The 20,969-nt window shown below is 69.5% G+C and carries 25 protein-coding genes; 9 read left to right on the forward strand and 16 right to left on the reverse strand.

Translation table 11 applies throughout. The features are described from left to right. Nucleotides 1-76 precede the first annotated feature (76 nt). The 3 genes from ptsP to ACODR1_RS11625 form a co-directional block, all read right to left on the reverse strand. On the reverse strand, nucleotides 77-2,341 hold the full coding sequence (gene ptsP, locus ACODR1_RS11615; RefSeq protein WP_101715050.1) for a phosphoenolpyruvate--protein phosphotransferase: 2,265 nt from the start codon (nucleotides 2,339-2,341) through the stop codon (nucleotides 77-79). 179 nt (nucleotides 2,342-2,520) lie between these two features. Continuing rightward, nucleotides 2,521-2,928, reverse strand: coding sequence for a hypothetical protein (locus tag ACODR1_RS11620; RefSeq protein WP_488880588.1), 408 nt, complete (start codon nucleotides 2,926-2,928; stop codon nucleotides 2,521-2,523). A 242-nt stretch (nucleotides 2,929-3,170) separates the two neighbouring features. Further along, a complete protein-coding gene (locus ACODR1_RS11625; RefSeq protein WP_488880589.1) occupies nucleotides 3,171-4,127 on the reverse strand; it encodes a DMT family transporter in 957 nt (318 codons plus the stop codon). A 130-nt stretch (nucleotides 4,128-4,257) separates the two neighbouring features. Here ACODR1_RS11625 and ACODR1_RS11630 point away from each other — a divergent pair, with 130 nt between their 5' ends. Continuing rightward, nucleotides 4,258-4,533 carry a hypothetical protein gene (locus ACODR1_RS11630; protein WP_488880590.1) on the forward strand — a complete coding sequence of 92 codons (276 nt, stop codon included), beginning with the start codon at nucleotides 4,258-4,260 and terminating at the stop codon, nucleotides 4,531-4,533. Here ACODR1_RS11630 and ACODR1_RS11635 read toward each other — a convergent pair. The 3 genes from ACODR1_RS11635 to ACODR1_RS11645 all read right to left on the reverse strand — a co-directional run bounded on the left by ACODR1_RS11635 (nucleotide 4,530) and on the right by ACODR1_RS11645 (nucleotide 7,175). Continuing rightward, entirely contained in the window at nucleotides 4,530-5,267 is a 738-nt protein-coding gene (locus tag ACODR1_RS11635; RefSeq protein WP_488880591.1) for a helix-turn-helix domain-containing protein, read from the reverse strand. The genes ACODR1_RS11630 and ACODR1_RS11635 overlap by 4 nt on opposite strands. 18 nt (nucleotides 5,268-5,285) lie before the next feature. Then, nucleotides 5,286-5,750, reverse strand: a complete 465-nt coding sequence (locus ACODR1_RS11640; RefSeq protein WP_101718247.1) for a hypothetical protein — start codon at nucleotides 5,748-5,750, stop codon at nucleotides 5,286-5,288. A 177-nt stretch (nucleotides 5,751-5,927) separates the two neighbouring features. Continuing rightward, nucleotides 5,928-7,175 (reverse strand): aspartate kinase, encoded by a 1,248-nt coding sequence (locus ACODR1_RS11645; RefSeq protein ID WP_101718248.1) that lies wholly within the window; start codon nucleotides 7,173-7,175, stop codon nucleotides 5,928-5,930. Nucleotides 7,176-7,347: 172 nt separating this feature from the next. Between ACODR1_RS11645 and ubiG the strand changes: the two genes are divergently transcribed. The 6 genes from ubiG (at nucleotide 7,348) to ACODR1_RS11675 (ending at nucleotide 11,841) form a co-directional block, all read left to right on the forward strand. Beyond that, a complete protein-coding gene (gene ubiG, locus ACODR1_RS11650) occupies nucleotides 7,348-8,124 on the forward strand; it encodes a bifunctional 2-polyprenyl-6-hydroxyphenol methylase/3-demethylubiquinol 3-O-methyltransferase UbiG (RefSeq protein WP_058348752.1) in 777 nt (258 codons plus the stop codon). Nucleotides 8,125-8,192: 68 nt separating this feature from the next. Next, complete coding sequence (locus tag ACODR1_RS11655; RefSeq protein ID WP_488880592.1) at nucleotides 8,193-8,570, forward strand: hypothetical protein; 378 nt, start codon at nucleotides 8,193-8,195, stop codon at nucleotides 8,568-8,570. 121 nt (nucleotides 8,571-8,691) lie between these two features. Then, complete coding sequence (locus ACODR1_RS11660; protein WP_488880593.1) at nucleotides 8,692-9,741, forward strand: glycine zipper 2TM domain-containing protein; 1,050 nt, start codon at nucleotides 8,692-8,694, stop codon at nucleotides 9,739-9,741. 107 nt (nucleotides 9,742-9,848) lie between these two features. Next, nucleotides 9,849-10,160: a glycine zipper 2TM domain-containing protein gene (locus ACODR1_RS11665; protein WP_101718253.1), complete on the forward strand. Its 312-nt coding sequence runs from the start codon at nucleotides 9,849-9,851 to the stop codon at nucleotides 10,158-10,160. A gap of 88 nt (nucleotides 10,161-10,248) precedes the next feature. After that, nucleotides 10,249-11,022 carry a hypothetical protein gene (locus tag ACODR1_RS11670; protein ID WP_488880594.1) on the forward strand — a complete coding sequence of 258 codons (774 nt, stop codon included), beginning with the start codon at nucleotides 10,249-10,251 and terminating at the stop codon, nucleotides 11,020-11,022. Nucleotides 11,023-11,142: 120 nt separating this feature from the next. After that, nucleotides 11,143-11,841, forward strand: a complete 699-nt coding sequence (locus ACODR1_RS11675) for a dienelactone hydrolase family protein (RefSeq protein WP_488880595.1) — start codon at nucleotides 11,143-11,145, stop codon at nucleotides 11,839-11,841. Nucleotides 11,842-11,844: 3 nt separating this feature from the next. On the opposite strand, the gene ACODR1_RS11680 is transcribed toward ACODR1_RS11675, so the two are convergent. From ACODR1_RS11680 to ACODR1_RS11700, 5 genes are read right to left on the reverse strand one after another with little or no spacing between them, the layout of a single operon-like run. Then, nucleotides 11,845-12,363 carry a hypothetical protein gene (locus tag ACODR1_RS11680; RefSeq protein ID WP_488880596.1) on the reverse strand — a complete coding sequence of 173 codons (519 nt, stop codon included), beginning with the start codon at nucleotides 12,361-12,363 and terminating at the stop codon, nucleotides 11,845-11,847. A gap of 44 nt (nucleotides 12,364-12,407) precedes the next feature. Continuing rightward, on the reverse strand, nucleotides 12,408-12,842 hold the full coding sequence (locus tag ACODR1_RS11685) for a DUF1178 family protein (protein WP_488880597.1): 435 nt from the start codon (nucleotides 12,840-12,842) through the stop codon (nucleotides 12,408-12,410). Between the two features lie 18 nt (nucleotides 12,843-12,860). After that, nucleotides 12,861-13,694, reverse strand: coding sequence for a carbon-nitrogen hydrolase family protein (locus tag ACODR1_RS11690; RefSeq protein ID WP_488880598.1), 834 nt, complete (start codon nucleotides 13,692-13,694; stop codon nucleotides 12,861-12,863). After that, nucleotides 13,691-13,945, reverse strand: a complete 255-nt coding sequence (gene grxC, locus ACODR1_RS11695) for a glutaredoxin 3 (RefSeq protein WP_101718258.1) — start codon at nucleotides 13,943-13,945, stop codon at nucleotides 13,691-13,693. Before grxC ends, ACODR1_RS11690 begins: the two co-directional genes overlap by 4 nt. Before the next feature lie 29 nt (nucleotides 13,946-13,974). Next, nucleotides 13,975-14,772 carry a ComF family protein gene (locus ACODR1_RS11700; protein ID WP_488880599.1) on the reverse strand — a complete coding sequence of 266 codons (798 nt, stop codon included), beginning with the start codon at nucleotides 14,770-14,772 and terminating at the stop codon, nucleotides 13,975-13,977. Between ACODR1_RS11700 and ACODR1_RS11705 the strand changes: the two genes are divergently transcribed. After that, entirely contained in the window at nucleotides 14,771-15,682 is a 912-nt protein-coding gene (locus tag ACODR1_RS11705; protein ID WP_488880600.1) for a methyltransferase domain-containing protein, read from the forward strand. The two genes, ACODR1_RS11700 and ACODR1_RS11705, sit on opposite strands and share 2 nt — an antisense overlap. 216 nt (nucleotides 15,683-15,898) lie before the next feature. Here ACODR1_RS11705 and ACODR1_RS11710 read toward each other — a convergent pair whose 3' ends face one another. Both ACODR1_RS11710 and mutT read right to left on the reverse strand, forming a co-directional pair. After that, nucleotides 15,899-17,293 (reverse strand): family 43 glycosylhydrolase, encoded by a 1,395-nt coding sequence (locus ACODR1_RS11710; RefSeq protein WP_488880601.1) that lies wholly within the window; start codon nucleotides 17,291-17,293, stop codon nucleotides 15,899-15,901. A gap of 45 nt (nucleotides 17,294-17,338) precedes the next feature. Further along, nucleotides 17,339-17,764: an 8-oxo-dGTP diphosphatase MutT gene (mutT, locus tag ACODR1_RS11715; RefSeq protein WP_488880602.1), complete on the reverse strand. Its 426-nt coding sequence runs from the start codon at nucleotides 17,762-17,764 to the stop codon at nucleotides 17,339-17,341. An 86-nt stretch (nucleotides 17,765-17,850) separates the two neighbouring features. On the opposite strand from mutT, the gene ACODR1_RS11720 reads away from it, so the two are divergent. Beyond that, nucleotides 17,851-18,186, forward strand: coding sequence for a PRC-barrel domain-containing protein (locus tag ACODR1_RS11720; protein ID WP_488880603.1), 336 nt, complete (start codon nucleotides 17,851-17,853; stop codon nucleotides 18,184-18,186). Between the two features lie 108 nt (nucleotides 18,187-18,294). Here the strand turns inward: ACODR1_RS11720 and ACODR1_RS11725 are convergent, their stop codons facing one another. The 3 genes from ACODR1_RS11725 to ACODR1_RS11735 are packed head-to-tail and all read right to left on the reverse strand — an operon-like array spanning nucleotide 18,295 to nucleotide 20,762. Continuing rightward, nucleotides 18,295-19,335 (reverse strand): beta-eliminating lyase-related protein, encoded by a 1,041-nt coding sequence (locus ACODR1_RS11725; RefSeq protein ID WP_488880604.1) that lies wholly within the window; start codon nucleotides 19,333-19,335, stop codon nucleotides 18,295-18,297. Nucleotides 19,336-19,389: 54 nt separating this feature from the next. Next, entirely contained in the window at nucleotides 19,390-19,806 is a 417-nt protein-coding gene (locus tag ACODR1_RS11730; protein ID WP_488880605.1) for an OmpA family protein, read from the reverse strand. 59 nt (nucleotides 19,807-19,865) lie between these two features. Beyond that, nucleotides 19,866-20,762, reverse strand: coding sequence for an EamA family transporter (locus tag ACODR1_RS11735; protein WP_488880606.1), 897 nt, complete (start codon nucleotides 20,760-20,762; stop codon nucleotides 19,866-19,868). Nucleotides 20,763-20,969: the final 207 nt, after the last annotated feature.

Consider the following 20,969-nt stretch of genomic DNA (forward strand, 5'->3'; position numbering starts at 1 on the left):
ATTCAATTGTGGATATCAAAGTAAGTGGCCGGATTCAATGAGCTAAACTTAGCCGCAAGGTTAACCGGCCATCAGTCTAGACGGCGACATAGAGCTTCCGGGCCAAGGTTTCGATCTCGCCCCGGAGAGACCCACCAGAGCCCTTCAGCAGGGCCTCGACATTGCGCCGGGCGGCCTCGCGATCGCACGACAGCACCATCTGCTTGACCGGCCCTATACCCGCCGGAGGCATGGAAAGACGGTCGAAACCCAAGGCCACCAAGGCGAAGGCCTCGAGCGGACGGCCCGCCATCTCGCCGCACACCGAGACCTGGGTGCCGGTGTCCTCGCAGGCCTGCTGGATGGTCTTCAACGCCCGCAGGGCCGCCGGCGACAACGGGTCGTAGCGGTCAGACACCCGCGGATTGCCCCGGTCGGCGGCGAACAGGTACTGCATCAGGTCGTTGGTGCCGACCGACACGAAGTCGGTCATCGGCAGCAGCGCGTCCAAATGCCACAGAAGCGACGGGGCCTCGACCATCGCCCCGACGTCGAGGCGCGCGGGCGCGGGCCGGCCGCGCTTCAGCGCCCAGGCCACTTCCTGGTCGACGAAGGCGCGGGCGGCGCGGAACTCGTCCACATTGGCCACCAGCGGGAACATGATCCGCAGCTCGCGGCCATTGGCGGCCTTGATCAGCGCGCGGATCTGCAGGCGCAGCAGGGCCGGACGGTCCAGGCCCATGCGCACGGCGCGCCAGCCCAGGGCCGGATTGTCCTCGCGCTCAAGCTCCATGTACGGCAGCAGCTTGTCGCCGCCCAGGTCGAGCGTGCGGAAGGTCACGGGCATGCCGTCGGCCGCCTCCAGCACCTTCTCGTACAGCGTCGTCTGGGCTTCCAGGCGCGGCATCTCCTCGGCGACCATGAACTGGAACTCGGTGCGGAACAGGCCGATGCCCTCCGCCCCGGTCTCGCCCAGGATGTCGAGGTCGACGGCCAGGCCCGCGTTCATCAGCAGGGTGATCTTGGAGCCGTCGCGGGTGAAGGCGGGCGTGTCGCGCAGGCGGGCGAACTCGGCCTTGCGCTGGGCGCGGACCTCCATCCGGGCCTTCAGCGCCTTGACCACGTCGGGGCGCGGCCGCAGCCAGGCCTCGGCCGTCTCGGCGTCGACCACCACGGGGTCGCCCTCGCTGACCCGGTCGCGCAGGCCAGCCAGGCGGCCCACGCACGGGATATCCAGCGCCCTGGCCACGATGCCGGCGTGGCTGGCGGCCGAGCCTTCCTCGAGCAGGATGCCCTTCAGCTTGGTGCGGTCGTATTCCAAGAGGTCGGCGGGGCCCAGGTTGCGGGCGATCAGGATCGCGTCCTCGGGCAGCTGGCGCACGGCGTGGACGTCGCCCGACAGGTGGCGCAGCAGCCGGTCGTTCAGGTCTTCCAGGTCGTGCAGCCGCTCGCGCAGATAGGGGTCCCGGGCCTGGCCCAGGCGCGCGCGGTGCTCCGAACGCACCCGCTCGACGGCCGCCTCGGCGGTCAGGCCCGAACGCACGGCCTCCTGCAGGCCGCGGTTCCAGCCCCGGTCGTGGGCGAACAGCCGATAGGTCTCGAGCACCTCGTACGAGGCGCCGACCAGGCCGTGCTGGCCCTCCAGCATCTCGTCGATCTGGGTCTGCAGGGCCTCGATGGCGTAGGAGAGCCGGGCCTCCTCGGCCAGGGCGTCGTCCGACAGCAACTGCTCGGGCGCCACCGGCTGCTCGTGCAGCACCGCCACGCCGTAGGCCAGGCCTTCGGCGAAGCGCGAGCCCTTCAGCCGCTCGGGCTTGTGCGGGGCCAGCTCGACGTCCTTGAGCTCGTCGGCGCCCAGCAGTTCGCTGGAACTGACCATCTCGGCCAGCACCATGGCGATGATCTGCAGATCCTCGACCTCCTCGTCCTCGTAGACCCGTTCGGTGCGGTTCTGGACGACGAGCACGCCGATCGCCCGGCCGCCGCGCAGCAGCGGCACGGCCAGGAAGGCGTGATAGGGGTCTTCCCCCGTTTCAGGACGATACGAGAACTGCGGATGGCTGGCGGCGTCCGACAGGTTCAGCGGCCGGCCCAGGCGCATGGTCTCGCCGACCAGGCCTTCGCCCGGCTTCATGCGGGTGACGTGGACGGCGTCGCGCGACAGGCCTTCGGTGGCGAACAGCTCAAGATCGCCCGAGGCGCGGCGCAGATAGATCGAGCAGACTTCGGCCACCATCGAGATGGCGATGGTGCGCACCACCATGTCGAGCTTGGCCTGGGCGGGACCGCCGCCGGCCATGGCCTCGCGAATCTGGCGAAGCAGGCTTCTGGGTCCTCGAACGGCGATGCCGGGGCCTGCCATGTCGCCTGTCGTGCGCTCCCTTGGTTCCGACGTGTCGAAGCACGTCGTCCTCATGGGCGCTATAGCAGATTTCGCGCGCCGCACAGTGCGCGAGCACGGTTTTCCTTTACCTGAGGACGCAAAAAACGCCGCCCCTTCGGAAAGGGGCGGCGCATTGCCTAGCTTGTCAGCGGCGAAGCTTAGCGGCGTTGACCGTAGTAGTCGTAACCGGTGTTGTAGCGATCGCCCTGGTAGCGGCGCCCATCCCGACGATCGTCGCGACGGTCGTAGCGATCATAGCCGTAGCGGTTGTCGCTGTAGTACGGGCGACGCTCGTTGTAGCGGCTGCTGTAGCGGTGATCGCGCTTGTCCTTGGCGGTGGCCGCGCCGATGGCGCCGCCGGCCAGGGCGCCGACGGCGATCGCGCCGCCATCGCCGTCGCCCAGCATGGCGCCGGCCGCGCCGCCCAGGACAGCGCCCAGGATAGCCCGCTCGGTCTTGTTGCTCTTGCCGCGATCGCCGGCGAAGGCGGCCGAGGCGGGCAGGACCAGAGCGCCGGCGATGGTGGCGCTGATGGCGATCTTGCTGAACTTACCGAAGGTCTTCATGGCATTTGCTCCTTGTTCCAGAAGCGTCGCCAATCCCGAGGGCGGCGCTGTTGATGGCCTTTATGAGCCTTGCCGTTTGAACCCGACCTGAACGCGGTTGTTCATGTTCGCGTCAGGTTTGCGGCGGGGCGAGAACGCGCTCCTCCTCCCGTAAAACCCCCGCGAAAGCGGGGGCCCAGGTGTTTTATCGTTGAGCACCGCGCGTTTCAGAAAAAGCCTGGGTCCCCGCTTTCGCGGGGATTTTACGGGTGAGAGGCTTCCGCCCCCGCCTGCGCCGCCGGGCGATGCAGCCGCACCGACCAGATCACGCCGGCCAGCATCAGCACGATCGCCGCGCCCTCCAGCAGGTGTGGCCAGCGGCCCTCGTGCAGGAAGCCGTAGAGCAGCGCGAACAGGGTCTCGAACACGATCAGCTGGCCAGACAGGCTCAGCGGCAGCACGCGGCTGGCGGCGTTCCACAGGCCGTTGCCGATCACCGACGCGCCGATGGCCACGGCAAAGCTGACCAGCCAAAACCAGGTCCAGGCGGCCGGCGGATGGCTTTTGCCGCCCAGCAGAAAGGCCGGGACGACCAGCACCAGCGACAGGAGGCCCGTGGCCAAGCCCGTCAGCAGCGACCATTCGTGGCTGTTGAACTTCGGCGTGGCGGCCAGTCGCCGGGCGTTCCAGACGGCGTAGGCGGTCCAGACCGCCAGGGCCAGGGTCGCGCCCAGCACGCCCAAAACGAGCTTGCCGGCCGGCGCGCCCGAGGGCGCGGTGAACACCGCCACGTTGATGCACACGCCGCCGGCGACGATCAGGGCCAAGGGCCCGGCCAGGGCCCGCAGAGGCGTGCCCTCGCCTTTCCGCGCGCCGGCCAGGGTGATGGTCACCGGCAGGAGGCCGATAATCAGCGAGGCCAGGGCCACGCCCGCCGTCTGCACGGCGACCGACAGGCCGACATAGTAGACAAGGTTGCCCAGCAGGCTCAGTCCGGCCAGGTCGCGCCAGTCGCGGCCGTCCATCCGCGCCATCACCGACTTCCAGGTCGGGGCCAGCAGCACGGCGGCGGCCAGGCCGTAGGCGATGTAGCGCCCCGCCGTCATCTGCAGCGGCGTGAAGGCGTCCAGCAGCTTGGGGGCCAGGAACACCCCGCCCCACAGCGCGCCGGCGACGAGGCCGTAGACAAGACCGAGCAGGAGGTTCCGGGGACTGATCATGGCCCGGACCTAGCAGGCGCGCGCGGCCATGGCTTTGGCGAAAGCTCTCTAAGATCGGGCGCGGGCTCTCGCGAACATTGATCGATCGGCGATACGAGCTAAGCTGCAGCGCACATCATTAAGAGGCAGCATGACCGACACCGCCAAACCGAGCCCCGACAAGGTCTGGGCCGCGCGGTTGAACGGGGTGATGCTGGCGGCGCTCGGCGCCTTCCTGCCCGCGACCTGCCTCTTCGCCGGCCTGCGCCTGCTGTGGATCTGGGCTTCGGGCGGCGCCGACTGGACCACGATCTTGGAGAGCGGCGCCAGCCGGGACTCCCTTATCGCACTGGCCTTGGTCGTGCCCAGCCTGGCTGTCCTGCGGCAGGGCATGCGCTTGCTGCGCGACAGCTATCGTCGCCGCTAGCGCTGCCGCCCCTTGCGCCAGGCCGCCGGCGTGACGCCCAGCACCGCCTTCATCCGCCGCGTCAGCGTGCTCTGGTCGCCGTGGCCGGTGCGGATGGCGATCTCGGCGATAGACAAGCTCGGATCGTCCAGCAGGTGCTGCGCCGCCCGCAGCCGCGCGTCGCTCAGCGCCGCGTGCGGGGTCGCGCCGTAGGCGGCGGCGAAGCGGTCGAAGAACCGGCTCTGGCTCATGCCGGCCTCGGCCGCCAGGTCGCGGACGGTCAGCGGCTGGTGGTAGCGGGCCTCGATCATCGCCGCGGCGCGGGCCAGGCGCGGGTCGACGGCTGACGGGCCGCTCGACAGGCCCCTCAGCAGGAGCGGCGTCCACAGGCCCGCGACGCCGTCGTCGATGCCGCCCGGCGCCTCGCCCGACAGGAACGACAGCAGGCCCCGCACCGGACTGGTCACCGAGGCGAACGGCCTGTCGCGCAGGCGCTCGAACGGCGCCATCAGGGAAGCGCCGATGTCGGCCACCACGAACAGGTTCTCGCCGTCGGCGGCGCAGACGTGGCGCGTGCCCGGCGGGATCACAGCGGCGCTGCCCGGATCGACCCGGCCGCCCTTGCCGTCGATCTCGATCTCCAGCACGCCGCGACGCGGCAGCACGATCTGGTCGAAGTCGTGGGCGTGCGAGATCGCCTCGACGCTGTAGCGGCGGAAGGAGAGCTCTGCGGGGGCGGTCAGGTCGTGGCCCATGACCTCACTATAGCGAACTCAGCCGTGCCCGGGCAGGGCCAGGGGCTCCTCGGCGTCCATGACCAGGCGGCGGGCCTGTTGCAGGGCCGCGTCGATGTCGCTCTCGATGAACTCGACCTGCAGGTCGGTCAGCGGATGGGGCGCGGCGATGACGTTGCGCAGGTAGTCGCGCTTTTCCGGCTCGGTCATGGTCCACCATCCGACCGTGTGGCCTTCCTCGATCACGGCGTCGCCCATGGCCAGGAGGTCGTCGGTGTCGAAGATCGGCTGGCCGGGCTTTTCCGGGAACCACTGGCCGTCGTCGGGCAGGGCCTGATCCAGCTGGCGCAGCAGCGCCGCCAGCCAGGGGCTGACCAGCAGCGGCTTCTCGTAGCCGTCGCCGAACTTGGCGCGAAGCAGCAGGTCGTAGAGCAGCTCGAGCCCGGCGTCGCCGTGGAAGGTCACCGTCTTGGCGGCGGGATCGAACTTGAAGACGTCGGGCATGGGACTCTCGAAGGCTGGTGCGCCTTCCATAACGTCAGAGCACGACGTTTAGGCAACGGTGGAACGCCCCCTCCGGCCCTCCGGGCCACCTCCCCCAGAGGGGGGAGGATCCCGAGCGCCCGATGCTCCCCCTCTGGGGGAGCTGTCGGCAAAGCCGACTGAGGGGGTCCTCTGCGCTTACAACTGGTCCAGGCCGTACACGGCGTGCAGGGCGCGGACGGCCAGTTCGGTGTAGGCCGCGTCGATCAGGACCGAGATCTTGATCTCCGAGGTCGAGATGACCTGGATGTTGATGTTCTTCTCGGCCAGGGCCGCGAACATCGACTGGGCGACGCCGGCGTGGCTGCGCATGCCCACGCCGATCACCGACACCTTGGCCACGTCCTCGTTGACGGCCACGTCCTCGAAGCCGATCTCGGCCTGGGCGCCGCGGACGATCTCCAGGGCGCGCGTGGCGTCACGCTTGCCGACGGTGAACTCCATGTTGGCGGTGTCGGCGCTGCGGGCGCGCGACTGCACGATCATGTCGACATTGACGTTGGCGTCGGCCAGGCGGCCGAAGATGGCCGAGGACACGCCCGGATGGTCGGGCAGGCCCAGCAGGGTGATCTTGGCTTCGTCGCGGCTGTAGGCGACGCCCGAGACGATGCGCTTTTCCATGATTTCTTCCTCGTCGCAGACGATCGTACCTTGGCCCGGGGCTTCGCCCGGCTCGACGAAACTCGACAGCACCCGCACCGGGACGCGATGGGCCATGGCCATCTCGACCGAACGGGTCTGCAGCACCTTGGCCCCCAGCGAGGCCATTTCCAGCATTTCTTCGTAGGAGATCTTGGCCAGGCGCTTGGCCTTGCTCTCGATCCGCGGGTCGGTGGTGTAGACCCCGTCCACGTCGGTGTAGATGTCGCAGGCGCCCTTCACCGCGGCGGCGATGGCCACGGCGCTGGTGTCCGATCCGCCACGGCCCAGCGTGGTGATGCGGCGCTTGGGCGTCACGCCCTGGAAGCCGGCGATGACGGCGATCTCGCCGGCCTCGAAGCACTCTTCCAGGTTCTCCGGCGGAATCTCTTCGATCCGCGCGCGGCCGTGGGCCTCGTCGGTGAGGATCGGAACCTGCCAGCCCAGGAACGAACGGGCCTTGTGGCCCATGTTGCGCAGGGTCATGGCCAGCAGGCCGGCGGTCACCTGCTCGCCCGACGCCACGACGGCGTCGTACTCGTCGTCAGACTCCGGCAGGCCCGCGGCGGCGCGGCCGGCTCCGTCCGTCCAGGCGACCAGTTCGTTGGTCTTGCCCGACATGGCGGAAACGACGACGGCGACCTGCTTGCCCGTGGCGACTTCCGCGGCGACCAGGCGCGCCACCCGGCGGATGCGCTCCAGGTCGGCCACCGAGGTGCCGCCGAACTTCATCACCAGACGTGACACGTCTCTAAATCCTCGAACCAAAGCGGTTTTTTCTTGCGCCTTCGCGGCCGGAACCCGTCCTTCCGCGCAAGCCCGCGCCTTCTAGCGGGGCCTCGGCGCAACGGCAATGTCGCGGATGTGTCTTTTTTCTCGCAGCATGGCGCGAAAAATTGGCCGTGCTAGATACCGGGCCATGACCAGCGCCGCCCCCGACACCGCAGGAAGCACGCCCAACTGGAGCATCGACCCCGCCGACGTGGCGCGGTTCTCGGCCATCGCCGCCGAGTGGTGGGACCCGAAAGGCAAGTTCGCGCCGCTGCACGTGTTCAATCCGTGCCGTCTGGCCTTCATCCGCGAACAGGCGCTGGAGCGCTTCGGCCGCGACGGCAACGACCGCGCGCCGTTCGAGGGCCTGTCCCTGATCGACATCGGCTGCGGCGGCGGACTGCTGAGCGAGCCGATGGCCCGCCTGGGCTTCTCGGTCACCGCCATCGACGCCTCGGAGAACAACATCAAGACCGCCGCGGCCCACGCCGCCGAGCAGGGCCTCTCCATCGGCTATCGCCCCGCCACCGCCGAACAGCTGCTGGCCGAGGGCGCGGGACCGTTCGACGTGGTGCTGACCATGGAGGTCATCGAGCACGTGGCCGATCCGGGCGCCTTCCTGCGCACCTGCTCGCAGCTGCTCAAGCCCGGCGGCCTGATGATCGTCGCCACCCTCAACCGCACGCTGAAAGCCCTGGCCCTGGCCAAGATCGGCGCCGAGTACGTGCTGCGCTGGGTGCCGCCCGGCACCCACGAGTGGAAGCAGTTCCTCAAGCCCGAGGAGCTTCGCGCCTTCCTGGCCGGCGAGCCGGTTCAGATGCACGGCCCGTTCGGCGTCGCCTACAATCCGCTGACCGGCCGCTGGAGCCGCTCCACCGACGTCGACATCAACTACATGATGACGGTCACCAAGCCGGCGGCGTGACACTGAAAGAGGCTTGACGGCGCACGGCCGAAAGCCAACCTCCGGCTGTAACCTTCGGAGTACCCGCCATGTCCGTCCTGCTGTTCGCCCTCGCCGCCGCCCTGCCCTCGCTGGCGGGGGATTTCGACGGCGACGGCAAGGCCGACCAGGCGCGGCTGGAGCCGCGCGGCGGGGCCCATGTGCTGGTGGTCGAGCGCGGCGCGGCGCCGGGCAAGCCCGAGACCGTCACCATGGTGGCCGACGCCGCCGGCTTCTTCATCGCCGCCCAGCCGCCGGGAACCTACCCCACCACCTGCGCCAAGGACGTGGGCGCGCCGTGCGCCGCGGACGAGCCGCGCAAGGTCGAGCTCAAGGCCCCCACCCTGTCGTTCGGAACCGAGGAAGCGTCGCTGGCCGTCGCCGTCTGGACCGGCGAGCGCTTCGCCGTCACCTGGCTGAACGACTGATCCCGCCGCTTTCGGGAACCTTGGCCTTCGCCAAGGCTTATTCCGCCGCAGGGACTTTGAACCCGAGCCGGCGTCTTGTGGGGCGGGATGTCGGTTCGTTCGTCGGAACGGAGACTTCCCCATGACTTCCCGCCGCATGGCTTGGCTGATGGCCGGCGCCGTCGCCATCAGCACGGCCGCGCCCGCGCTGGCTCAGGACGCCGGCTACCAGCAGCAGCTGCGCACCTACGAGGAGCAGCGCTCGTCCTACGAGGCCCGCCGGGCCGACTACGACAGCCGCCAGGCCCAGTACGACGCCGACCGCGCCGCCTATGAGCGGGCGCGCAGCGACTATGACCGCCGCTACGGCTCGGGCGCCTACGATCGTCGCTATCCCGACGAGGCCCGCCGCTGGCGCACGCCGGCCTACCCGACCAGCAACGACTATTACGGCGAGCAGCGCCAGTTCGAAGCCGATCGCGCGGCCTACGAGCGGGCCCGCGACCGCTACGACGCCCGCAACGGCCGCGGCGCCTACGACCGTCGCTATCCGGACGAGGCCCGCCGCTACGACACCAGCGGCTACGATAATCGCCAAGCCGACGACTACGACGCCCAGCGCCGCCAGTGGGAATCCGACCGCGCCGAGTATCAGCGCGCCCGCGACGACTACGACCGCCGCTACGGCCGTGGGTCCTATGATCGCCGCTATCCCAACGAAGCCGGCCGTTGGGACGATGGCCCGCCGCCCGCCTATGCCGGCGGCTCTGGCTTGTCGGGCGGCTATTCCGACCCGTGCCGCAACGACGCCAAGCGCAACGCCACGGCTGGCGGCGTGATCGGCGCCCTGGCCGGGGCGGTGATCGGCTCCAACGTCGCCGCGCGGAACGCCAAGACCGAGGGCGCGGTGCTCGGCGCCCTGGCCGGGGCCGGCGTCGGCGCGGCGATCGGCAACTCGGCCGCCAAGGCCCGCTGCGACACCCGCGGCCAGTATTGGTCGTACGAGGACACCGTGCCCTATCGCGAAAGCGCCGAGTATCGCGACCGGGCCGGCGGCTATTCGGAATGGAACCGCTATAGCGAGCGCAAGTGCCGCCTGGCGCCGGCCCAGACCGAGTACCAGGGCCGCAACGAGACCCGCTACGTCCGCGTCTGCCCAGACAGCGACAACCGCTACCGTCTCGAAGGCTGACGCGAAAACCGAGCTCCGCGTCGGGCGCCCGACATAGAACCGACACGGAGCTTCGGCGTTATCTCCCGCAAGGGACATAGAACACACGCTCTCAAACGGAGGTCGCCATGCGCGTCCAGATGAAAACCTTGATCGTCGCGGTAAGCCTCGCCTTCACCGCTTCCACGCTCGCCGTCACCGCCGCCGAGGCCCAGCAGCGCCGCGAACGCGTGCTCGTCTGCAAGAGCACCAAGAAGGCGCGCAACAAGGGCACCGTGATCGGCGGCCTGACCGGCGGCACGCTCGGCGCGGCCGTGGCCGGCAACGGCGCCAAGACCGAGGGCGCGATCCTCGGCGGCGTGGTCGGCGCGGTGGCCGGCAACCAGATCGCCAAGAAGAACTCCAAGAAGAACTGCCACTACGAGTACCGCTACCGCTAAGCGGAATGCCTCCGCTCGCCTCGGTCGGATCGAGGCGAGCGGAAATGCAACCCATGGACTTGGTTCCACCACGCGCTAAACCTAGGGCATGAGCCGCCGCTTAGCCGCCGTCTTCGCCATCCTCGTGGTGGGCCTCCCCGCCCAGGCCCAGCCCTTTCAAGCGCCGCTCCCGGTAGAGCAAAGCGCAGGGATCCAGGCCCTCCTTAACGATTTTGTCGCCGAGGTTCGTCCGGGGTTCACCCAGGAGGGGCAGCTTCGCAGGATCGGCGGCCAGACCCCGCCGAGAGCCGAGATGATCGGCGTCTGCGGGCTCGACAGCTTCTCCATCGCCGTCCGCGACATGCCCGAGGCAACCGCCGTGTGGCGGGTACGCAGCGTCAGGTCTCGCACCGAGTATCTGCTCGTCGACAAGCCCGCCGCCACGCTCGAAGAACAGGACGCCGACTGCGCGCGCCTGCCCTACGAGCCATCCGTCATCTGGTCCAACATTCCGGCGACGACCGACTTCTTCCTCTCGACGGATATTGACGCAGTCATGGCCGCAAAGGCGCTGGTGACGGCCCTTCGGACGGCGGACGCCGACCTCGTCGTCACCTGCGCCCAAGGCCGCTGCCCAGAGGCCGCGGTCAAGGAACGCCTGTTCCGCCCGCGATCGGTCAGCATGGCCGGCCGCCGCGACGATTGCCGTCGCGGCTTCAACTGCTACCGGGTCGATCTGCAGACATCCATGGCGCGGGAGCCCGGCTCGGCCAGAGGTCCGGATCAGGCCTGGACCGCCGTCTTTGATCTGCCGGCCGAACCCGGCGCACGGATCCGCAAGGTGACGCTCGTTCGCAGAGCCATCCTCCCACCGCTCGACTGAGCGCGCAGCGCGGGCTTGAACCAACCGCCCGCCATGTGCGCCAAGGAAGGTCGGCATCGTTCAAGCCTCCGTTCCGTGAGCCCGGCATGCTCGGCCTTCGTAGACGCGAGGAGCACGACCATGGCCGAGAGCCTGACCATCCAGACCGACGACGGAAGCTTCCAGGCCCTGGTGTTCCGCCCCGACACGCCCGGCCCGGCGCCGGTCGTCGTGGTCGTGCAGGAGATCTTCGGCGTCAACGCCGGCATCCGGCTGATCGCCGCCGAGTACGCCGTGCAGGGCTTCATCGCCGTCTGCCCCGATCTCTTCTGGCGGACGGAGCCTGGCCTCTCGATGTCGGAAAACAGCGAGGAGAACTGGAAGAAGGCCATCGACATCTACACCGCCTATGACTTCGACCAGGGCGCGGCCGACGTGCTCAAGACGGTCGAGGCCGCCCGCGGCATAGAGGGCGGCAACGACAAGGTCGGGCTGACCGGCTACTGTCTGGGCGGGCTGATGACCTTCCTCGGCGCGGCCCGCGGCGCGCCCGACGCGGCTGTGGCCTATTACGGCGGCGGCACCGAGCGTTATGTCGGCGAGGCGGACGGCGTGAAGGCCCCGCTGCTGATGCACCTGGCCGGCGAGGACGAATTCATCGGCCCCGAGGCCCGCGCCGCCATCGTCGAGGCCCTGGCCGGCCGCCCCAACGTCGAGGTCCACGTCTATCCGGGCCGCAACCACGCCTTCGCGCGGCCTGGCGGCAACCACTACGACAAGGCCGACGCCGAGACCGCCAACGGCCGCACCCTGGCGTTCTTCAAGGAAAAGCTGGGCTAGCGCTTAGCGGTCGGGGCAGAAGGACGTCTCCGAGGCGTCCTCCAGCGGCAGGAAGCGCCAGCGCAAGCCGAACCGTCCATGCGGCGGGTCGAAGCCGTTCGCCCAGTCGAAGCGCCCCAGGAAGCGCACGCCCTCCCGCCCGAAGGTGGCGCAGGGCGGACGCTTGCGGCAGCGCGCGGCGGTGACCATGACCGGGTCGAACTCGACGCACTCGATCGCCCCGATCAGGAAGAACCTGTCGCCATTGCCATAGAGGCTGAGCGTGCTGAGCTCGTTCGCACCGCCATTGGCGAGGGCCAGAGAGGTCGTCTTGCCGCCGGCCCCGCGCAGCACGAAGGTGCGGCGAGCGACCGGCCATTTCGTGGCGCGATAGTCCTCGCGCACGGTCACCCGCGCGCCGCTGAAACCCAGCTGGTGCGACGCCGAGAAAACCTTTGGGCGCGGGGCCGCGGTCGATGGACCGGCCGCGCCGAGCGCGCCGACGACCGCCAGGGGAATCAACCACAGCCTGAAATCTCGCATAAGCTCAAGCTGCGCCACGATCGCGGCGCGCACAACGGCGAGGTCTAGTTAACGTCCGTCTTCTTCGGCGGCGCGGGCGGCAGGGCGGCGATCCTGACGCCGTCCTCCAGCAGGCTCTCGACCTCCTTGGGCGAAGCCTCGCCATAGATGCCGCGCTCCTCGGACCTGCCCTCGTGGATGTCGCGGGCCTCCTTGGCGAAGCGGTCGCCAACATAGTCGAAGTTCTCTTCGACCTCGCGGCGCACCTCGCTCATGGCGGTCATCATCATCTCGCGCATGCGGGCGTCGGGCTGCGGCGCCGAGCGCTGCGCCTTCGTCCCCGCAACGGCGGGGGCCATGATCTGCTTGCGCACGCCGGTCGAGCCGCACACGGGACATTCGACGAGGCCACGGGCGGCCTGGTCGTCATAGTCGCTCGACGAGCCGAACCAGCCTTCGAACTCGTGCGCATGGTCACAGGCGAGCGCGTACTTGATCATGGCCTTACAGATATGGGGTCAGGGGCCCGTGAATGCACGGGCGTTGGCCAGGACCGGGATGGCCGCGCGGGCCTTGTCGGCGGCGGAAAGGTCGAGGTCGGCGATCAGCACGCCGGGTTCGTCGTGATCGAGCTTGCCGAGCACCTCGCCCCAAGGGCCGATGGCGATCGAGCGACCCCAGGTGCCGCGCCCGTCCTCGTGGAAACCACCTTGCGCGGCGGCGATCACGAACGAGCCGGTCTCGATGGCCCGGGCGCGCAGCAGCACCTCCCAATGGGCCTCGCCGGTGGGACGGGTGAAGGCGGCCGGCGCGGTGATCACCTTGGCCCCTGCCAGCGCCAGGGCCCGATGCAGGGCCGGAAAGCGCATGTCGTAGCAGATGGTCAGGCCGAAGGCGGCCAGCGGCGTGTCGACCACCACCGCCCGCTCGCCGGGGGTGTAGGTGGCCGATTCCTTCGCCGTCTCACCGTTGGGCAGCTGCACGTCGAACATGTACAGCTTGTCGTAGGTGGCGACGATCGCGCCGGTCGGGTCGATGACGGCCTGACGATTGGCGGCCTTGCCGTCCTCGCGCAGCACCAGGGCCGAGCCGACGTCGATCCAGGTTCCGGTCTCGGCGGCGATGACCCGCAGGCCGCTCACCACCGGATCGTCCTCCAGCGCCGTCAGGGTCGGCAGCAGCCTGGCGCGGTCCTTCTGCAGGACGTTGGTGCACTCCGGCGTCAGCACGAAGCGCGCGCCCTGCCCGATCGCCTCGCGAACCAGCGGGGCCACATGGGCCAGCGCCGCTTCGTGAGTCGCGGGCGTGCGGGTCTGGACCAGGCCGACGCGCAGAGGCGCGGACGGGCTCATGCGGCGAGAAGACCGTCCAGCTTGCCCTCGCGCTCGAGGGCCATCATGTCGTCGCAGCCGCCGATGTGCTGTTCGCCGACGAAGATCTGCGGGAAGGTGTTGCGGCCCGAGCGGTCCATCATTTCCTGGCGCAGCTTGGGGTCCATGCCGGCTTCGATCTCGGTGAAGTCGGCGCCCTTGTCGTTGAGCAGCTTCAGGGCGCGGGCGCAGTAGCCGCAGAAGGGACGGGTGTAGATGGTGACCTTGGCCATTTCGGTTCCAAAGGGTTGGATTCCCGCCCTCATATAGGACGGCTTCGCATTTCTGTAACGCGCGCGACGACAGTCAGGTCGACAGCCGAAGCTCCGGCCGCCAGCAGGGCCCGCGCGCAGCCCTCGGCGGTGGCCCCGGTGGTCAGCACGTCGTCGACCAGCAGCACCCGCTTTCCCTCGATGAGAGGCTGCTTGCGCCCAGGCACGGCGAAGGCGGCGGCGACGTTGCGACGGCGTCCGTCGGCCGACTTGCCGCCCTGGCTGGCGGTGTCGCGCCTGCGCACCAGGGCGTCGGCCAGGTAGGGCCGCCCCGCCGCGCGGGCCAGCGGCCGGGCGATCTCGGCGGCCTGGTTGTAGCGGCGGCGCAGCAGGCGCGCGGCATGGATCGGCACGGGGACCACCGCATCGGCCTCGTCCAGCAGGTCGGGCGCGGCGCGCGAGATCCAGCGCGCGAACAGGCCCGACAGGTCGGTGCGGTCGGCGTGCTTGAGCTTCAGCACCAAGTCGCGGGAATGTTCGTCATAGAGGCAGGCGGCCCTGGCCCGCGCGAAGGCCCTGGGCCGCGCCAGGCAAAGCGCGCACAGCGGCTCGCCCTGGTCGAACGGAAACGGCGCGCCGCAGCCGTCGCAGACCGGTCCGTCGAGAAAGACGATGCGGCTCCAGGCCCCGGCCGACAGTCCCGGCGTCAGGGCCGCCTCGCCATCGAAGGCGCGGGGCGGCAGGATCAGGTCGAGCAGGCCGCGTCCGAGCGCCGTGAAGCGTGGACCGGGTTTCCATCGCCCTGCTGCTTTCCATCGGGAGAAGGAATCGCCATGTTCCGCCCGCATGACCAGTTCGCCCCTCCTCTTCGACCGCGACCTCCTTCGGGCCCGCCTCGACCGCGCCGCGCCGCATTTCGGCCAGGCCGGCTTCCTCAAGGCGCGCGCCGCGGGTGACGCGGTCATGCGGCTGGAGGCGATCCTGCGGGAGTTTCCGGTCGCCGTCGATCTCGGAAGCCGAGACGGCGCTTTCCGCGCGGCGCTGTCGGAAAGCGACGCCGCCGGCAAGATCGGCCTCTTGATCGACACCGACCTGTCGGCCCGGATGCTGGCCGGGCGCAGCGGCGCGACCGTGGTCGCCGACGAGGAACGCCTGCCGTTCGGCGACGAGACGCTGGACCTCGTCGTCTCCACCCTGGCCCTGCACTGGACCAACGACCTGGTGGGCGCCCTGATCCAGATCCGCCGCGCGCTGCGCCCCGACGGCCTCTTCATCGGCGCCCTGTTCGGCGGCGCCACCCTGACCGAACTTCGCCAATCGCTGATGGCCGCCGAGGACGAGATTTCGGGCGGCGTCTCGATGCGCGTCTCGCCCTTCGCCGACACGGTGGACGCGGCGGGCCTTCTGCAACGCGCCGGCTTCACCCTGCCGGTGGCCGACATCGATCGGGTCAAGGTGCGCTACGCCCACCCGATCGCCCTGCTGCAGGACCTGCGCCGGATGGGCGAGACCAGCGTGCTGCTCGACCGCTCGCGCAAGCCCCTGACCCGCAAGCTGCTGTTCAGGGCGCTGGAGATCTATCAGGAGCGTTTCGCCGAGGCCGACGGCCGCGTGCCCGCCACCTTCGAGATCGTCACCGCCACCGGCTGGGCCCCGCACGACAGCCAGCAGAAGCCCCTGCGGCCTGGGTCGGCCAAGATGCGGCTGGCGGATGCGCTGGGAGTGAAGGAGCAGCCGGCCGGCGACAAGGCCGGCTGACGGAGATCCTCCCCCTGAAGGGGGAGGTGTCGCCGAAGGCGACGGAGGGGGAAGTCGGTGATGACCGACCACCACCTCGAAAGCTGAAAACGTCCCCCCTCCGGCCCTCCGGGCCACCTCCCCCAGGAGGGGGAGGATCTTGGACGCCGCCCCGCCAAGAAGATGCTCCCCCTCTGGGGGAGCTGTCGCGGAGCGACTGAGGGGGCCTCCCCTGCCTCAGCTCACCAAGAACGTCGCCGCTTTCCTAGCCTTCGCGTCCTTCGCCGGCCCGACCACCACCGCGCCGTCACGGTGCATCAGGTACCCGCCGCCCAGCGCCTGGAACGACACGCCCTTGCCGGCCAGGCCCTTCACGCGCCGGAAGCCCGTCGCCGCCTCGGCGACCACGACGCCGCCACCCTCGACCTTCAGCCCATGCCCCGGCCGCAGGATCGGCTCCAGTGTCACCAACCCGCCTGCCCCTACCTTCTGGCGCAGTTGAGTGGTCGCCAACGCCCCCTGGCCGACGCTCACTGCTTCCCCCTCGACGCGCAGGAACGCGCCCGGCCGGTCCAGCGGCGACAGGCGGTCGGGGATCTCGCCCCTCCCCGCCGGCACGCCGAAGTCCGGCGTCCCATCGGGCTTGTAGTAGAGCCGCTGCACCCGCGTGTGGCGGTTGGGGTCGAACAGCGGATTGCCCTTGATCACCTTGTAGTCGCGGCCGTGGAACACCAGGACGTCGCGCCCCTGCTCGTCGACGGTGAACGAGTTGTGGCCCGGGCCCCAGACGCCGGTTTCCTCCGACGAGACGAACACCGGGACCGGCGACTTGCTCCACGAGGCCTCCGACATCAGGTCGGCGTCCGCGTCGGCGGTCAAAAGGCCCAGGCAGTAGCGGTCATCGGTGGCGCTGGCCGAATAGGCGATGAAGACGCGGCCATTGCGGATCAGCACGGCCGGCGCCTCGGCTACCTTGAAGCCGCGCACCTCCCAGTCCAGCGTCGGCACGGTCAGGCGTACGGGCGGCCGGCCAAGGGTCAGCGGCGTGGCCAGCGGGGCGAGGTAGAGGTTGCTGTTGGTCTCGATCCCCGGCTCCTTCTGGGCCCAGCAGAACCAGCGCACGCCCTTGTGGTGGAAGATCGTGGAGTCGAGGTTGAAGCTGTCCCACGGGGTCTGCACCTCGCCCAGCAGGCTCCAGCTTCCGGTCAGGGCGTCCTTGCCCTGGCAGCGCAGCACGTAGGTGCGGATGCGGAACGGCTGGCCCTTGTCGCCGGCGGCGAAATACATGTGCCAGGCGCCGTCCAGCCAGTGCAGTTCGGGCGCCCAGATGTAGCCGCCCAGCTTGCCTTCGGTCGGCCGCCGCCAGATCACCGCCTCCTGCGCCGTGGCCAGGCCCGCCAGGGTGCGCGAGCGGCGCACGATCAGCCGGTCGTACTCGGGCACGGAACCCGTCAGATAGTAGTAGCCGTCCGTGTGCTTGAAGACCTGGGCGTCGGCCCGCTGCCGCACCACCGGATTAAGCAGCGGCGCGGCCTCCGCCGCCTGCGCGCCGCCCGCGACGCCGCTGAGACCCAGGGCGCCCGCGCCGGCCAGAAGGATGCGTCGCGAAGGCTGCGGGTCGAAAGTCGTCACGGTCGTTTCCTCAAACGCTTCGCGCCTTCGCGCGATTTGTCTGAGTTAAAGCACGTCCCGCAACCAGGCCACCAGGGGAATGTCGGCCGGCGGCATCTCGTAGTCCGACAACTTGTCGGGCTTCACCCAGGCCATGGCCTTGTGCTCCTTGGCCGTCACCAGCCCCTCCCAGCGCCGCAGCAGATAGAGCGGCATCAGCAGGTGGAACTTCTCGTAGGTGTGCGAGGCGAAGACGAAGGGCGCGAGGCACGCCTGAGCCACCGTGATGCCCAGCTCCTCGTGCAGTTCGCGGATCAGGCATTCCTCGGGCGTCTCACCCTTCTCGACCTTGCCGCCTGGAAACTCCCACAGGCCCGCCAGCGACTTGCCCTCGGGGCGCTGGCAGATCAGCACCCGCCCGTCGACGTCGATCAGGGCGGCGGCGGCGACCAGGACGATCGGACGGTCGGTGGACGGTGCGGCGATGTTCATGCCCGATCCATCGCGGGCTTTGCCAGCGCTGGCAACTCCCTCGACGCGACGGGCGTTGCCAAAGAAAGCTTCAAAGGAGGAACGCCATGTCGCTGGACGATCGGCTGGTGAAGAGCGGCGACCTGATCGGGGTTTCGGTCACCGATCCCAAGGGCCACAAGCTGGGCGTGATCCGCGAGGTCTTCGTCGACCGCGACGCCGGCGTCGGCCGCTATGTCGCCGTCGAGCCGGCCGGCCTGTTCACCGGCGGCAAGTACCATCCCCTGCCCTGGCGCATCCTGACCTTCGATGACAAGACCGAAGCCTACGCCACCGACCTGTCTAAGGACCGCTTCAAGGACAGCCCCGCCTACGATCGCGAGCAGCTGTCGAAGACGTCCTATGGCTGGGCCGAGCAGGTGGAGCGGTATTTCGAGGGGTAGGGCGAAGGCCCCCTCCGGCCCTCCGGGCCACCTTCCCCAAAGGGGGAGGATCTAGTCAGCAAGATGCTCCCCCTTTGGGGGAGCTGTCGGCGAAGCCGACTGAGGGGGTTACGCCCCCTCCACCGCCGCCACGCGCTGCAACGCCGCGCCCAGTTCCTCCACCATCTCGCTCGTCGTCGCCCACGAGCACATGAACCGGGCCGAACCGTCCAGGAAGCGATAGACAAACCAGCCCTCGCCGCGCAGCAGGTCCAGCGCCGCGTCGCTCATGGTCACGAAAATCCCGTTGGCCTCGACCGGATGGGCGATCGGATAGGGCATCAGGGCGGCCAGCTTTTGCGCCATGGCGTTGGCGTGCGCCGCGCGGGCGGCCCAGAGGCCGGTCCCGCCGTTCTCTTCCAGCAAGGCCAGCCACGGCGCGGCCAGGAAGCGGCCCTTGGAGACCAGCTGGCCGGCGTGCTTGATCCGTGCATCCAGGCGGCGGCGATGGGCGGGATCCAGGAACACCACCGCCTCGGTCGGGGTCGAGCCGGCCTTGGTGCCGCCCATGACCAGAATGTCGACGCCCAGGCGCTTGATCGCCTTCAGGTCGAAGCCCGCCGCCACGGCGTTGGCCAGCCGCGCGCCGTCCAGGTGCACGCCGTAGCCCTTGGCCTTGGTCGGATCGATCAGCGCCTTCAGGGCGGCTTCCGAATAGACCGTGCCGTACTCCGTGGCCGTGGTCAGCGACAGGGCCGCGGCCGGCTGGCGGTAGGAGACGTCGGGCTCACCCAGCGCCGCCTCGAGCGCGGCCTGCTCGATCTTGCCCGAGGCGCCGGGCAGGCCGATCAAGCCCACGCCCTGGCCGAAGAAGCCCGGCGCGCCGGTCTCGTCGGTGCAGATATGGGCGTGTTCGTGGGCCAGCACGGCCTCGTGCGGCGAGGCCAGCAGGGTCAGGGCGAAGGCGTTGGCCGCCGTGCCCGACGGCATGAACTTGACCTCGGCGTCGGCGTCCAGCGCGGCGCGGATGCGGTCGCCCGCCGCCTGGCTGACATGGTCGGTCCCATAGCCCGACGCCGTACCGGCGTTGGCGGAGAGCAGCGCCTCCATCACCTCGGGCATGGCCCCGGCGACGTTGTCGGAGGCGAAGTCGTAGCGGGCGCTGGTCATGGGCGGTCACTCGGGAAAAGAAGGCCGCCTCGATGCCGGGGCGCCGTCGCCTTTTCAAGAGGAGACCCGCCAGGACAGCAGGACGACGCGGTTTTCCGCCAGCGGGCCGGGTTTGTGCACCAAGAGGCCCGTTCCCTGCCGAGGCCTGGTCCGCCCCCGCGCGCCTTCCAGATCCTCGAAGGCCTGGGCGACGCCGTTCGCCCTTTGCAATGGCAGCTCCCTCAGGAACTGCGATCGCTCGGCCTGGTCCATGTAGCCGGTGACGCGGACCCAGTCGCCGTTGCGTGGGTTCGACCGCGCCTGAAAGGCCTTGACCGCCGCCTCCAGCTCGCCGTGCTGCGAAGCGCCAAGCTCGGCCGAACCCGACGCGAAGCGGATGGCCATCGGCTCGCTCCAGCCGGTCTCGGCCAACGCGATCGCCGGCGCCGCGGTCAGTCCGACCGTTCCGATGATGAATGTACGTCGCTGCATGTCGCCTCCCCCTCAAGCTGAAGGGTCGGGCGAGCGCAACCGTACGTCAAGTCATGGAGTTAGGCCGCGGGCGCGGCCCGCAGCGCCCGGATCTTCGGCCACAGCATGTTGACCGCCAAGCCGGCCAGAACGAGGCCCGCCGCCAGCAGCTTCCAGGCCGGCAGGCCCTCGCCCAGCAGCAGGGCCGAGGCGCTCATGCCGAACACCGGCACCAGCAGGGCCATCGGGGTGATGGTGGCGGCCGGATGGCGGGCCAGGAGCCAGCCCCAGGCGCCATAGCCGAACATGGTGTTGCCCACCGCCTGCCAGACCACCGCCACCCAGGTGCCGAGGTCGGCATGGGTCACGCCCTTGACCATGGCCGGCCAGCCTTCCAGCCACAGGGCCATGCCCAGCAGCGGCGGAATCGAGAACAGGCTGGCCCAGACCACGTAGCCCAGCATGTTCACTGGCCCGGCCTGGCGGGCGACGATGTTGCCGCAGCCCCAGCTCAGCGCCGCCAGCAGGCCAAGGCCCACGCCCAGCGGGGTAGCCGAGCCGCCGCCATGCAGGGCGATGATCGCGATCCCCGCGACCGCCAGCAGCAGGGCGACCACCTGGAAGCCCCGCACCCGCTCGCGGTTGATCTGCATGGCCAGGGCGATGGTGAAGAACACCTGGGTCTGCAGGATCAGCGAGGCCAGGCCCGGCGAGATGTGGCCCTTCATGGCCACGAACAGCAGGCCGAACTGCCCCGCCCCGATCAGCAGGCCATAGCCGGCGAGATTGAGCCACGACACCGCCGGCTTCTTGACGAAGAACACCAGCGGCAGCAGCACGAAGGTGAAGCGCAGGGTGGCGAAGGTCAGCGGCGGCAGGTGGTTCAGCGCCTGGCGGATGACCACGAAGTTGGTTCCCCACACCGCCACCACCGCCAAAGCCAGCAGGAAATGGCGAAGCGGCAGGGAACTGGGCATGACGGGTACTCCTCGGACGGGCCCTAACTAGGCCTTGGGGCCCAGGGAGGGAACCGTCTCCTGGCCCATTTTTGCCCAGGCGCTCCGGAAAGGTTACTTCGTCAGCCTACTGAGTATTCGACCTCCAAGGTCACAGTAAACGCGCCCGAAATCACTGTGACGCGGCCGTGAAGTTTTCGCGAAACCGATAGTCCTCACGGTCAAGTT

It is taken from the genome of Caulobacter sp. FG7 (genome assembly GCF_057808875.1).